Source organism: Acidovorax sp. FG42 (genome assembly GCF_057809195.1).
This window is the reverse complement of sequence record NZ_JBMDJM010000003.1, coordinates 19,988-32,528: the sequence shown is the minus strand read 5'-3', so window position 1 is coordinate 32,528 and position 12,541 is coordinate 19,988. Positions and strand designations below refer to the sequence as shown.

Below are 12,541 nucleotides of genomic sequence, written 5' to 3'. Positions count from 1 at the left end.
TCAACCAGCGCCAGCGGTCAATTTGTTATTCAATCAATATCACGCAGCAGGCGGCGCAGCACCTTGCCCGCGCCCGTGGCGGGCAGCGCGTCGATGAAGCGCACCTCGCGCGGGGCCTTGTAGGGCGCCATGTTCTCGCGGCACCAGGCCACCAGGGCGGCGGCATCCACGTCCTGGCCGGGCTTCTTAACGATGAAGGCGCGCACCACCTCGCCCTTTTCCGCATCGGGCACGCCAATCACGGCGGCCTGGGCCACGGCAGGGTGTTTGATGAGCAGGGTCTCCACCTCTTCGGGGAACACGCTGTAGCCCGAGACCTTGATCATTTCCTTGAAGCGGCCGATGAAGGTGAGGTAGCCGTCCGCGTCGATTTGCCCCATGTCGCCGGTGTAGACCCAGCCGTCACGCAGCGTCTTGGCCGTGGCCTCGGGCTTGTTCCAGTAGCCCTTGAAGTTGCCGGGGCCGTGGATGGTGATCTCACCCACCTCGCCGGCAGCCAGCGGCGCGCCGGTGTCGGGGTTCACGATGCGGATCGTGTTGCCCGGCACGGGCTTGCCCTGTGTGCCCCAGCGGATCGCGTCCACCGGCATAGCGGTGTCCACGGTGTGGGTTTCGGACAGGCCATAGGCCGCCTCGTGAGAGATGCAATTGGGCGCGAACTGCTGCCACTGCAGGGCCAGTGCCTCGGTGAAGGTGATGCCAAAGCTGGTGACCGGGTTGCGGCGCAGCGCGCTCCAGTCCATGTCGCGCGCGCCCGGCACCTGCATCAGTGCGCCGTTCATGGGCGCGATGCTGTACCACCAAGTCACGCGGTGGCGCTCCAGCGCCTGGGCCACGCCCAACGGGTCAAAGCGGTACAGCAGCACGGCCGTGGCGCCGGTGTAGACCGGCAGGTTCACGCCCATCACCATGCCGGCGATGTGGTACAGCGGCGCCACGGCCAGCAGCGTTTCGTGCGGCGTCATGCCGTTGCAGTCGGCGGAGGCAGCGGTCTTGAAGGTGGCGTTGCCATAGCTCAGCATCGCGCCCTTGGGCAAGCCGGTGGTGCCCGAGGTGTAGGTCATGAGCGAGACATCGTCCATCGCCAGCGCCACGGGAGCAGGCCGCGCGCCGGTGCGCGTGGCGGCCAGGAAGTCTTCGCAGCCCGCCGGCACCGGGCCCATGGCGGCGCGCATGTTCAGCAGCTCGGCGGGCACGTCGATGCTGGGCGCGCCCTCGGGCAGCAGCTCCGCATAGCGCACCACAAACACATGCTGCAGCGCCGTCTTGGCGCGCACCTTGTCCACCACGGGCAGCAGCACATCGGCCGCGACGATCACCCGCGCCTGCAGGTCGGTGAGCTGGTATTCCAGCTCGTGCTCTTTGTTCAGCGGCCCGCAGGGGCAGACGATGGCGCCGATCTTCTGGATGCCGTAGTGCGCCATCACGTACTGGGGGCAGTTGTTCATGAACAGGGCCACGGGCTCGCCCTTCTGCACTCCCAGCGCCTGCAGGCGCGCGGCGAAGGCATCGCTGGCTGTGTCGAGCTGCGCCCAGGTGAGGGGCTGGCCGTACCAGAGGTAGGCGATGCGGTCGGGCGTTTCGCGCGCGTGGCGGCGCAGGTGTTCGTGCAGCGGCAGCTGCGGTGCGGCAGAAGGCATGGCGTTGTCTCCGAGGTGTCTGGAATCGCTGGTTCTTGGGGTTTTTGCTAGGTGCTCGCACCCGCCAGCGTCTTGCCAATATATACCGCTCGGTAGAACAATGCTACCCATGGGTATAACTCCAACGTCGCGCAAAGGACACCGATGAACCAGCAGCCCCCCGTGCAGGCCAGCGGCCGCCAGAAGGCCGCCACGGCCGGGTCGGACGAGAAGCGCGAACGCATCTTGCGCGCGGCCGAGGCGCTGTTCGATGCGCAGGGCTACGCCAACACCACCATCGAGCAGATCGTGCAGCAGCTGGGCGTGACCAAGCCCTTTGTGTACTACTACTTTCGCAACAAGCAGGAGATCTTCGAGACGCTATCGTGGGCGCCTGCCGTGGCGTGTTTCACTGCGATGGACTTTGCGGCGGACGATGACCGGCCTGCGCATGTGAAGGTGACGGAGGGCATCGAGCGGCTGATCCGCGCCACGCTGGAGCACCACCCGTCGGCCTTCTTCCCGTACCGCGAGCCGCAGGTGTACCGGCCCGAGTACCTGGCGGCGCAAAAGGACCTGGCGAACCACTTCTACGACCGGCTGTGCGCGCTGCTCGAACAGGGCCGCCAGGACGGCATGTTCGATTTCAACGACACCAAGATCACCGCCCTGGCCGCCTGCAGCCTGCCCGGCTTTCTCTACAACTGGTACCGCCCTGACGGCCGCCTGTCGCAAGACGAGGTGGCGCAGGAGCTGGCGCAGCTGGCCTGGCGTGTGCTGGGGCTGCGGCGAACCCGCAAGCGCAACTCAGCCTGACGCGCACCGCAGCACCCCTACACCAAGCACAACAACCACCGGAGACAAAACCCATGAAAACCGTGTTCCTCACTCCCCTGGCCGCTGCGGCGGCACTACTCATCGGCACACCCGCCAGCGCGCAGGAGACCTTCAAGGTCGCCTACATCGACCCGCTGTCGGGCCCGTTCGCCAACGTGGGCGAGCTGATGCTCACCCACACGCAATACGCCATCGAGGACATCAACGCCAAGGGCGGCGTGCTCAAGGGCACCAAGCTGCAGCTGCTGCAGTTCGACAGCAAGCTCTCGGCACAAGAGAGCCAGAGCGCGCTGCAGGCCGCCATCGACCAGGGCGCCAAGGCCATCGTGACGGGCGGCTCGGGCTCCTCCGTGGTCACGGCACTGGTGCAGGCGGCGGCGCGCCACAACCAGCGCAACCCGGGCAAGGAGATCCTGGTGCTGAACCACTCCTCCATCGACCCTGAGCTGACGGGCAAGGCGTGCAACTTCTGGCACTTCCAATTCGAGGCCAACACGGCCATGAAGATGAAGGCCATTGCCAACTACATCAAGAAGCAGCCGGACATCAAGAAGGTGTACCTGCTGAACCAGGACTACGCGCACGGCAAACAGTGGGCGCACTACGGCCGCGAGATGGTGGGTCTGGCGCGGCCGGATATCCAGTTCGTGGGCGAGGCACTTCACCCCATCGGCCGGGTGAAAGACTTTGCGCCCTACCTCGCCAAGGTCAAGAGCAGCGAGGCCGACTCGGTCATCACCGGCAACTGGGGTCAGGACATGACGCTGCTGCTGAAGGCCGCAGGCGATGCGGGCTACAACCTGCGCTACTTCAACCACAGCGCGGGCTCCATCCCGGGCACGGTGCTGGCGGTGTCGCAGGCCAAGCAAGGCCAGCTGACCTGGGTGGCCGAATGGCACCCCGGCCAGGCCGACACTCCCAAGGTGGATGCGCTGGCCAAGGCCTACAAGGCCAAGACGGGCAAGGATTTCCTCGCGCCGCGTATCGAGATGACGCCGCGCTTCCTGGCGGCCGCCATCAACAAGGCCCAGTCCACCGACCCGGTGAAGGTGGCCCACGCGCTGGAAGACCTGACGCTGGAATCGGTGGTGGGCCCCGTACGCATGCGGGGTGAGGACCACCAGCTGCTGCTGCCCCAGGTGGTCAACACCATTGCTCCGGTGGACGGCAAAGCCGTGAAGGTGGGCTGGGAAGGCACGAACTACGGCTTCCGCACCGATGCGGCCTACACCGGCAATGAGCTGGCGCAGGGCACGGACTGCAAGATGGCGAGACCCTGACACCACGGCGCATCAGCGCGCGGTAGACCCCACGGCGGCAGCTGCCACGGGCCGCCGCTACCATGGCCGGTCATTGCATTCATTGACCAGACCCACAAGGACCGCGCCCATGCCCGACTTTCGCAGCGACACCGTCACCCAGCCCACGCCAGCCATGCGCGAGGCCATGTTCAAGGCCCCGCTGGGCGACGATGTGTTTGCCGACGACCCTTCGGTGAACGCACTGCAGGACCACGCGGCCGAGCTGTTGGGTTTTGAGGCGGCGTTGTTCGCCCCCTCCGGCACGCAGACCAACCTGATCGCGCTGTGGGGCCACTGCCAGCGCGGCGACGAGGCCATCGTGGGCCAGAGCTGGCACACCTACCGCTGGGAAGCAGGCGGCATGGCCGTGCTGGGCTCCATCCAGCCCCAGCCGGTGGAGACACAGCCCGACGGCACCCTGCGCCTGGCCGACATCGCCGCCGCCATCAAGCCCGACGACCCGCACTTTGCCCGCACCCGCCTGGTGGTGCTGGAAAACACAACCGGTGGCCAGGTGCTGCCGCCCGCCTACATCGCCGAGGTCGCACAGTTGGCGCGCAGCCGGGGGCTGGCCATGCACCTGGACGGCGCACGCATGTTCAACGCGGCAACGGCCAATGCCGCGCGCAACGGCACCGATGTGTACGACGAAGCGCGCGCGCTGTGCAGCCACTTTGATTCTGCGTCGCTGTGCCTGAGCAAGGGCCTGGGCGCGCCCGTGGGCTCGCTGGTGCTGGGCTCGCGCGACTTCATCCGGCAGGCGCGCCGCACCCGCAAGATTTTGGGCGGTGGCATGCGGCAGGCGGGTGTGCTGGCGGCTGCCGGCCACTATGCGCTGCAGCACCATGTGCGGCGCCTGGCCGAAGACCACGCCCGCCTGGACCGTTTGGCACAAGGGCTGGCCGAAGCCAACCGCAGCCATCAGGCGCTACAAGGCAAGATCACCGTGCTGCCGTGGCAGACCAACATCCTCTTCACCGACCTGCATGCAGAGGTGGCGCCCGCATTCACCGCCTGGCTGGCGCAGCACGGCGTGCGTGTGACCAGCAGCCTGTATGGCGGCGCCACCCGGCTGCGCTGGGTGACGCACCTGGATGTGAGCGAGGCGGATGTGACGACAGCGCTGGACTGCGTGGGGAGCTTCAGGCTGCCAGGCTGAACCCGCTCAAGCGGCGGGGTAGGTCCGTCCACCAAACACCCCGGTGCCCACGCGCACCAGGGTGCTGCCCGCCTGGATGGCGGCGTCCAAGTCCGCCGTCATGCCCAAAGACAGGGTGTCGAAGTGTTCCAGGCCCGGCTCCCCCAGTGCAGCCACCTGATCAAAAAGTGCTCTGGCGCTCCTGTGGATTGCCAGTTGCGCTTCAAATTCAGGAGCATGGTCTGGAATACTCATGAGCCCCCGCACCACCAGCCGTGGCAGTTTTGCGACAGCGCGCAGCAGGTCCAGGGCCTCGGCCGGGGCCACCCCTGACTTGGTGGGGCCTCCGTCGATGTTGACCTGGATACATATCTGTAGCGGCGGCAGGTGATCGGGCCGCTGGGCCGACAGGCGCTCTGCGATCTTGAGCCGATCCACCGTGTGCACCCAGTCGAAGTCCTCGGCCACCGGGCGCGTCTTGTTGCTCTGAATGGGGCCAATGCAGTGCCACTGCAGCGCTGCGCCGGGCAAGGCCGCCCGCACGGCAGCGATCTTGTCCACGCCCTCCTGGATGTAGTTCTCGCCAAAGGCGCGCTGGCCAGCGGCCACTGCCTCCAGCACCGCATCGGCGCCAAAGGTTTTGGAAACGGCCAGCAGGCCCACCTGGGCCGGGTCGCGCCCGGCGGCCTGGCACGCCTGGGCGATCCTGCCCATAACCTGTTGGAGGTTGTTAGCAATCGTGGTCATAATGTTTGATAAGCGTACCAAACGATAGAGGGACTCCGTGGACATTACCCAATTGCTCGCGTTCAGCGTGAAGAACAAGGCCTCCGACCTGCACCTCTCCGCCGGTCTGCCGCCCATGATCCGGGTCCACGGCGACGTGCGGCGCATCAACGTCGATGCGCTGGACCACAAGACGGTGCACGCCATGGTGTACGACATCATGAGTGACGCGCAGCGCAAGACGTATGAAGAGTTCCTGGAGGTGGACTTTTCCTTCGAGATCGAAGGCCTGGCCCGCTTCCGCGTCAACGCCTTCAACCAGAACCGGGGCGCGGCCGCCGTGTTCCGGACGATTCCGAGCAAGATCCTGACGCTGGAGCAGCTCAACGCCCCAAAGATCTTTGGCGACCTGGCCTTGAAGCCACGGGGCCTGGTGCTGGTGACCGGCCCCACGGGCTCGGGCAAGTCCACCACGCTGGCCGCCATGGTCAACTACCTCAACGAATCCGAATACGGCCACATCCTCACGGTGGAAGACCCGATCGAATTCGTGCACGAGTCCAAGAAGTGCCTGATCAACCAGCGTGAAGTCGGCCCGATGACGCTGTCGTTCGCGGCGGCCCTGAAGTCCGCACTGCGCGAAGACCCGGACGCCATTCTGGTGGGCGAAATGCGCGACTTGGAAACCATCCGCCTGGCCATGACGGCTGCTGAAACGGGCCACTTGGTGTTCGGTACGCTGCACACCTCGAGCGCCGCCAAGACCATCGACCGGATCATCGACGTGTTCCCCGCCGAAGAAAAGGAAATGGTCCGTGCGATGTTGTCCGAATCGCTGCAGGCCGTGATCTCGCAAACGCTGTGCAAGACCAAGGACGGCTCCGGCCGGGTGGCTGCGCACGAGATCATGCTGGGCACCAGCGCCATCCGCAACCTGATCCGCGAGGCCAAGGTGGCGCAGATGTATTCCACCATCCAGACCAGCAACAGTGTGGGCATGCAGACGCTGGACCAGAACCTGACCGACCTCGTGCGCCGCAACATCATCAGTCCGGCCGAAGCACGCAGCAAGGCCAAGATCCCCGAGAACTTCCCCGGCTGAGCCCCCGACAGCACACCCCCATGAACGACTTTGCGGCCCCTGCAGGCGCCGCATACCGGAGCGCGATATGAAAGGCATTTTGAGCCTTCTGAAAATGAAAGCCCGCAGCGGCAAGCCATCGGACGACCACACGGATTCCGTGTTGTTTTCCACCGCGTTTGCGGGCCAGGGTGTGGACGACTCCATGCTGGTGCCATGGGAGGCGCGCGCCGTGGAAGTGGGCGCCAAGCGCCTGCCTACCAGCCGGGGCGGCAAACTGCTGCAAGGCCTGTGGGCCAAGGACAAGTACATGGCGCACCTGGACAAGGACGCTGTGGAGCGCATGGAGCGCTTTTTTGAATTTGCGGCCGTCCCGTCCAATCGCGACGTGATTCGCCAGGATGAGTACGGCAACTTCATGGTGGTGCTGCTCACCGGCACCATCGCCGTGGACCGCGTGCAGCCTTGGGGCGAACAATTGCGTCTGGCCGAGACACGCCCTGGGGACATCCTGGGCGAGATGTCGCTGCTGGACAGCGGCATCCGCTTTTCGGCCTGCACCACGCTGACCGACTGCGAGATCGCCGTGCTCTCCGCCGAGGCCATGGACGACATGATGACCAAGGATCCGCAACTGGCCGCCAGCCTGATTGCCCTGCTGGCGCGCAAGCTGTCGCTGCGCCTGCGCGTGGTGAGCGCACGCCTGAGCGACAACCAGAAATGATGCACCTATCCACGACACAAGATCGTCCGGCAGACGACCACCCCCGGGAGAACTTCTGATGGAACGCGATCAGGCCAGTAAATTCATCAATGACCTGCTCAAGCTGATGGTGAGCCGCAACGGCAGCGACTTGTTCATCACGGCAGAGTTTCCACCCGCCATCAAGGTCGATGGCAAGGTGACCAAGGTGTCGCCGCAACCCCTCACGTCCAACCACACGCTGACGCTGGCGCGCGCCATCATGAGCGACAAGCAGGTGGCGGACTTCGAGCGCACGAAAGAGTGCAACTTCGCCATATCGCCCGCCGGCATTGGGCGCTTCCGCGTCAACGCCTTCATCCAGCAAGGCAAGGTGGGCATGGTGCTGCGGACCATTCCGCTCACGCTGCCGACCATTGACGGCCTGGGCGTGCCGCAGGTGCTCAAGGAAGTGACGATGACCAAGCGTGGCCTGTGCATCCTGGTGGGTGCCACGGGCTCGGGCAAATCCACCACGCTGGCCGCCATGGTGGACTGGCGCAACGAGAACTCGTTCGGCCACATCATCACGGTGGAAGACCCTATCGAATTTGTGCACCCGCACAAGAACTGCGTGGTCACGCAGCGCGAAGTGGGCCTGGACACCGACAGCTGGGAAGCCGCCCTGAAGAACACGTTGCGGCAGGCGCCCGACGTGATCCTGATGGGCGAAATCCGCGACCGCGAGACCATGGAGCATGCGGTGGCGTTTGCCGAAACCGGGCACTTGTGCCTGGCCACGCTGCACGCCAACAGCGCCAACCAGGCGCTGGACCGGATCATCAACTTCTTCCCTGAAGAACGCCGCGCCCAGTTGCTGATGGACCTGTCGCTCAACCTGCGCGCCATGATCTCGCAGCGCCTGATCCCCAAGCAGGACGGCAAGGGCCGCGCTGCGGCGGTGGAGGTGATGCTCAACACCCCGCTGATCTCCGACCTGATCTTCAAGGGCGAGGTCTCCGAGATCAAGGAGATCATGAAGAAGAGCCGCAACCTGGGCATGCAGACCTTCGACCAGGCGTTGTTCGATGCCTACGAGGCCAACGTCATCAGCTACGAAGACGCGCTACGCAATGCCGACTCGCTCAACGACCTGCGCCTGCAGATCAAGCTCAACAGCCAGCGCGCCAAGTCGCCCGACCTGGCGCAGGGCACCGAGCATTTCGCGATCGTGTGACGCCAGAGCAAGCTCCGCACGCCTTCGCCCCGCTTCACCCGCCCTTCTGGGCGGGTTTTCGTTTTGACCCATACTTTCAGCTCATCACGCGATCACACCATGCCAAGCACCAATCCCCGCAATTACGACGCAACCCCTTCCCGCAAGGTCGCCTTTCTGGGCCTGGGCGTGATGGGCTACCCCATGGCTGGCCATCTGGCGCTGGCCGGTCATGAAGTCACGGTGTATAACCGCACCGCTACCAAATCCGTAGCATGGTGCGCAGAATATGCGGGCACCAAAGCCCCCAATCATGCAGCGACGCCCCGCGAGGCGGCCGCAGGCGCCGACATAGTGTTCTGCTGTGTGGGCAATGACGACGACCTGCGCTCTGTCACGCTGGGCGCGGACGGCGCCTTTGCAGGAATGAAGCCAGGCGCCATTTTTGTGGACCACACCACCGCATCGGCCGAGGTGGCGCGCGAGCTGTACGCTGCTGCCCAAGCCCTGGGCCTGCAGTTTGTGGATGCCCCCGTGTCGGGCGGCCAGGCGGGCGCACAGAACGGCATGCTCACGGTGATGTGCGGCGGTGATGCCGCTGCCTTCGAGGCCGCTCAGCGCGTGGCCATGGCGTTCTCGCGCGCCTTCACGCTGCTGGGCGCCAGCGGCTCGGGCCAGTTGGCCAAGATGGTCAACCAGATCTGCATCGCCGGGCTGGTGCAGGCCCTGTCAGAAGCCGTAGCGTTTGGCCAGAACGCCGGGCTGGACATGAAGCAGGTGCTGGACGTGATCGGCAAGGGCGCGGCCCAGAGCTGGCAGATGGACAACCGTGGCAAGACCATGGTGGACGGCAAGTTCGACTTCGGCTTTGCGGTGGACTGGATGCGAAAGGACCTGGGCCTGGTGCTGGATGAAGCCAAGCGCAACGGATCGCGCGTGCCCGTGACGGCGCTGGTGGACCAGTTCTACGCCGATGTGCAAAAGATGGGTGGCAACCGCTGGGATACGTCCAGCCTGATTCAGCGTTTGAAGTAACCCCGCAACCACCGGCGACGTGTGGCAGAGCAGCGGAGCGGCGGGCTCCCACGCTACACACCAATAAAAAAGTCCCAGACCACGCGCTGCGGTCTGGGACTTGGACCCTGCGGTCTGATGCTCGGCCTTAGCCGCCAGCCGGCTTGGTGTCCGTGGTGACTGGCGCAGGCTGCGGCGCGATGCGGCGCAGCTCTTCTTCTGAAACGATCTCGAACACGCGCACCACCTTGCGCACATCGGTCACGCCCCGGGCGATGTCCGTGGCGCGGTTGGCCTCACGCTGTGACACACGGCCCATCAGGTAAACGGTGTTGCGCTCCGTCACCACCTTGAAGGAGTTGGCCGAGATGTCCTGGGCGTCCACCAAGCTCGCGCGCACCTTGCCGGTGATGAAGGTGTCCGTGGACCGCTGGCTCAGCGTGGAAGGGGGCATCACGGCCAGATCGTTGACGACCGAGCGCACGTTTTCCACCTGCGACACCATCTGCTCCACCGCCTGGCGGTCCTGGGCCGTGGCGACTTCACCGGTCAGCAATGCCTGGCGGTTGTAGCTGGTCACATTGACGTGGGCCCGGTCGCCCAGGGTCTCGCGGATTCGATTGGCAGCGCGCAGCTCGATGCCTTCGTCTTCGATCTGGGTGCCGGCCGTGCGGCGGTCTACCGCCATCACGCCGCCGACCACGGCGCCGCCCACGATCAGGGGCGCGCAGGCCGATAGTGCCGCGGCCAGCGTGGCGGCAGTCAGGGCAGTGCCCACCACGCGGCGGGTGCGGTTCAGGGTTTTCGGGGTCATAGTGGAATCTCCTGTTCACCAAGTAACTGTGCGTCCACGCCGTCACTGAGGCAGTGCAGCACCAGCGTGTGGACTTCGCGCACGCGTGCAGCACGGTCGTGGGGCACGCTGATCAAAACGTCGGTCTCCCGCAGCATGGCGGCCAGCTTGCCACCGGTGCGGCCGGCCAGCACCACCACCGTCATGTCGCGCTCGTGCGCGGCCTCGGTGGCGGCCAGCAGGTTAGGGTCGTTGCCATGCACCGTCAGGGCCAGCAGCACATCACCCGCCTGGCCCAGGGCACGCACCTGGCGCGCAAACTGCTGGGTGGCATCGTGGCTGCCCGCAGCCGCCGTGAGCAGCGTGTTGTCAGAGGTGAGCGCCAACGCGGCCAGCTCGGGGCGTTCGCGTTCAAAGCCCGCCACGCAGAAGGCGGCAAACTGCTGCGCCTCGGCTGCCGATGGGCCATTGCCACAGGCCAGCACCTTGCCGCCGCTGGTCACGCAGGCCAGCACGGCCTGTACGGCAGCGGCAATAGGGTGGCTCAGGGTTTGCGCGGCCTGGTACTTCAGGTCGGCGCTGTCGATGAAATGCTGTTGGATGCGTTGCTCAAGCATGAGGGCCCGATGATACCTGCCGCGTGTTACAGCTTTTGTAGCAAAGGGTAGCCACCTGCATTGCGCTGGCGGCCAGCGGGTCGCATGCCGCTACTGCGCATCGAACGCTGCCTTGATCCACTGCACGCCCTCCTCCACCAGCACCACATCAAAACGGCAGGGCGGTGGCGACGGCAAGCGCATCAGGTAGTGCCGTGCGGCAAAGATGATGCGCTGCTGCTTGATCGCGCTGATGCTGGCCCCGGCGCCGCCAAAGCCGCAGTGCGTGCGGCTGCGCACCTCCACAAACACCAGGGTGCCGTCCCGGTCGCGCATCACCAGATCGATCTCGCCCCCACCGCGCCCAGGCGTCCGATAATTGCGCACCGCCAGTTGCAGGCCAGCCGCCTGCAGATGGGCCAAGGCCTGATCCTCTGCCGCATTGCCCCGATCGCGTGTGGTGGCTTTTTTGGCAACCCCTGGGGTGGCAGCGGCGGGTGGTCTTTTTCCAAGGAAATTCATTGAGCGCATCTTTCGCTTCAGCCCAGAGCGCGGCGCACGACGCCGCCGCTGCGCAGCATTATCCGCAGGGCGCGCTGTATGCAGTGGCCACGCCCATCGGCAACCTCGCCGACATCACCCTGCGGGCCCTGCACGTGCTGCAGCTGGCCGACACGGTGGCTTGCGAGGACACGCGCCACACGCAGTCCATGCTGCGCGCCTATGGCATTGACAAGAGCGCCAGCCAGTTGCTGGCCGTGCACCAGCACAACGAGGCCGAAGCCGCGCAGAACGTGGTGCACCGACTGCAGCAAGGCCAGCGCGTAGCCTATGTGAGCGACGCAGGCACTCCCGGCGTGAGCGACCCCGGCGCACGCCTGGTGGCTGCCGTGCAGGCCGCAGGCCTGCGCGCCGTACCGCTGCCGGGCGCGAGCAGCATCACCACCGCACTGAGCGTGGCGGGTGCCGTGGCCCACAGCACCGAGCATGGCGGGTTTGTGTTTGCAGGCTTCCTGCCCGTCAAGAACGCGGAGCGCGCCAACGTGATTGCCCAGCAGCTGGCCCACGAACCCCGGTGCGTGGTGCTGCTCGAAGCGCCGCACCGCATCGGCGAGCTGGCCCAGGCCCTGGCCGTGCTGGGCGAGCGCCCCGTCACCCTGGCGCGCGAGCTGACCAAGCAGTTTGAAGAAGTCACCACCCAACCCGCACAGGCGCTGACCGCGTGGCTGGATGGGTCACCCCAGCGCTCGCGCGGCGAGTTTGTGGTGCTGCTGCACCCGGTGCCCGTGGTCAGCGACGCGGGCGACAGCCACCGCGTGCTGCGCCTGTTGTTGGCCGAGCTGCCCCTGAAGACCGCCGTGCGCCTGGCCGCCGAGATCACGGGCGCATCGCGCAACGTGCTGTACGACACCGCGCTGGAGTGGAAGCGCGAAGACGGCGCGCAAGACTGACGCCAGGGGCTTCTGGGCGGCGTTTTGGGCATTTTCGGGCGGTTGCGCTAGTGCAACATGCCCCGACAGCTATCCAATTGATAGCAA

Annotated in this window: 13 protein-coding genes; 8 read left to right on the top strand and 5 right to left on the bottom strand. The window is 65.8% G+C overall.

The genetic code is table 11. The features are described from left to right. Positions 1-29: 29 nt before the first annotated feature. Positions 30-1,640 carry an AMP-binding protein gene (locus ACODSM_RS04575; protein WP_488804463.1) on the bottom strand — a complete coding sequence of 537 codons (1,611 nt, stop codon included), beginning with the start codon at positions 1,638-1,640 and terminating at the stop codon, positions 30-32. Between the two features lie 144 nt (positions 1,641-1,784). Between ACODSM_RS04575 and ACODSM_RS04570 the strand changes: the two genes are divergently transcribed. The 3 genes from ACODSM_RS04570 (at position 1,785) to ltaE (ending at position 4,916) form a co-directional block, all read left to right on the top strand. Beyond that, positions 1,785-2,435 (top strand): TetR/AcrR family transcriptional regulator, encoded by a 651-nt coding sequence (locus ACODSM_RS04570; RefSeq protein WP_309827181.1) that lies wholly within the window; start codon positions 1,785-1,787, stop codon positions 2,433-2,435. Between the two features lie 53 nt (positions 2,436-2,488). After that, positions 2,489-3,736 (top strand): branched-chain amino acid ABC transporter substrate-binding protein, encoded by a 1,248-nt coding sequence (locus ACODSM_RS04565; protein WP_488804462.1) that lies wholly within the window; start codon positions 2,489-2,491, stop codon positions 3,734-3,736. A 109-nt stretch (positions 3,737-3,845) separates the two neighbouring features. Further along, positions 3,846-4,916: a low-specificity L-threonine aldolase gene (gene ltaE, locus ACODSM_RS04560; protein WP_488804461.1), complete on the top strand. Its 1,071-nt coding sequence runs from the start codon at positions 3,846-3,848 to the stop codon at positions 4,914-4,916. Positions 4,917-4,922: 6 nt separating this feature from the next. Here ltaE and ACODSM_RS04555 read toward each other — a convergent pair whose 3' ends face one another. Beyond that, on the bottom strand, positions 4,923-5,642 hold the full coding sequence (locus ACODSM_RS04555) for a YggS family pyridoxal phosphate-dependent enzyme (protein WP_488804460.1): 720 nt from the start codon (positions 5,640-5,642) through the stop codon (positions 4,923-4,925). 37 nt (positions 5,643-5,679) lie between these two features. On the opposite strand from ACODSM_RS04555, the gene ACODSM_RS04550 reads away from it, so the two are divergent. The 4 genes from ACODSM_RS04550 to ACODSM_RS04535 all read left to right on the top strand — a co-directional run bounded on the left by ACODSM_RS04550 (position 5,680) and on the right by ACODSM_RS04535 (position 9,635). Then, complete coding sequence (locus ACODSM_RS04550) at positions 5,680-6,723, top strand: type IV pilus twitching motility protein PilT (protein WP_015012257.1); 1,044 nt, start codon at positions 5,680-5,682, stop codon at positions 6,721-6,723. Between the two features lie 67 nt (positions 6,724-6,790). Further along, entirely contained in the window at positions 6,791-7,426 is a 636-nt protein-coding gene (locus ACODSM_RS04545) for a Crp/Fnr family transcriptional regulator (RefSeq protein ID WP_015012256.1), read from the top strand. A gap of 58 nt (positions 7,427-7,484) precedes the next feature. Continuing rightward, positions 7,485-8,621, top strand: coding sequence for a PilT/PilU family type 4a pilus ATPase (locus ACODSM_RS04540; RefSeq protein ID WP_488804459.1), 1,137 nt, complete (start codon positions 7,485-7,487; stop codon positions 8,619-8,621). 99 nt (positions 8,622-8,720) lie between these two features. Then, on the top strand, positions 8,721-9,635 hold the full coding sequence (locus ACODSM_RS04535) for an NAD(P)-dependent oxidoreductase (protein WP_488804458.1): 915 nt from the start codon (positions 8,721-8,723) through the stop codon (positions 9,633-9,635). Between the two features lie 127 nt (positions 9,636-9,762). Here ACODSM_RS04535 and ACODSM_RS04530 read toward each other — a convergent pair whose 3' ends face one another. The 3 genes from ACODSM_RS04530 to ACODSM_RS04520 form a co-directional block, all read right to left on the bottom strand. Next, a complete protein-coding gene (locus ACODSM_RS04530) occupies positions 9,763-10,428 on the bottom strand; it encodes a BON domain-containing protein (protein WP_488804457.1) in 666 nt (221 codons plus the stop codon). Then, the gene (locus tag ACODSM_RS04525; RefSeq protein ID WP_015012252.1) at positions 10,425-11,024 is read right to left on the bottom strand and encodes an SIS domain-containing protein; all 600 of its coding nucleotides are present in this window, start codon (positions 11,022-11,024) and stop codon (positions 10,425-10,427) included. Before ACODSM_RS04525 ends, ACODSM_RS04530 begins: the two co-directional genes overlap by 4 nt. A gap of 90 nt (positions 11,025-11,114) precedes the next feature. Then, complete coding sequence (locus ACODSM_RS04520; protein WP_488804456.1) at positions 11,115-11,525, bottom strand: YraN family protein; 411 nt, start codon at positions 11,523-11,525, stop codon at positions 11,115-11,117. On the opposite strand from ACODSM_RS04520, the gene rsmI reads away from it, so the two are divergent. Then, entirely contained in the window at positions 11,525-12,454 is a 930-nt protein-coding gene (gene rsmI, locus ACODSM_RS04515) for a 16S rRNA (cytidine(1402)-2'-O)-methyltransferase (RefSeq protein ID WP_488804455.1), read from the top strand. The two genes, ACODSM_RS04520 and rsmI, sit on opposite strands and share 1 nt — an antisense overlap. Positions 12,455-12,541 lie beyond the last annotated feature (87 nt).

Bases quoted from the DNA above. Each gene is read 5' to 3' on its own strand.
- ACODSM_RS04575 (WP_488804463.1), bottom strand. From the start codon at position 1,640: ATGCCTTCTGCCGCACCGCAGCTGCCGCTGCACGAACACCTGCGCCGC.
- ACODSM_RS04570 (WP_309827181.1), top strand. From the start codon at position 1,785: ATGAACCAGCAGCCCCCCGTGCAGGCCAGCGGCCGCCAGAAGGCCGCC.
- ACODSM_RS04565 (WP_488804462.1), top strand. From the start codon at position 2,489: ATGAAAACCGTGTTCCTCACTCCCCTGGCCGCTGCGGCGGCACTACTC.
- ltaE (WP_488804461.1), top strand. From the start codon at position 3,846: ATGCCCGACTTTCGCAGCGACACCGTCACCCAGCCCACGCCAGCCATG.
- ACODSM_RS04555 (WP_488804460.1), bottom strand. From the start codon at position 5,642: ATGACCACGATTGCTAACAACCTCCAACAGGTTATGGGCAGGATCGCC.
- ACODSM_RS04545 (WP_015012256.1), top strand. From the start codon at position 6,791: ATGAAAGGCATTTTGAGCCTTCTGAAAATGAAAGCCCGCAGCGGCAAG.
- ACODSM_RS04540 (WP_488804459.1), top strand. From the start codon at position 7,485: ATGGAACGCGATCAGGCCAGTAAATTCATCAATGACCTGCTCAAGCTG.
- ACODSM_RS04535 (WP_488804458.1), top strand. From the start codon at position 8,721: ATGCCAAGCACCAATCCCCGCAATTACGACGCAACCCCTTCCCGCAAG.
- ACODSM_RS04530 (WP_488804457.1), bottom strand. From the start codon at position 10,428: ATGACCCCGAAAACCCTGAACCGCACCCGCCGCGTGGTGGGCACTGCC.
- ACODSM_RS04525 (WP_015012252.1), bottom strand. From the start codon at position 11,024: ATGCTTGAGCAACGCATCCAACAGCATTTCATCGACAGCGCCGACCTG.
- ACODSM_RS04520 (WP_488804456.1), bottom strand. From the start codon at position 11,525: ATGAATTTCCTTGGAAAAAGACCACCCGCCGCTGCCACCCCAGGGGTT.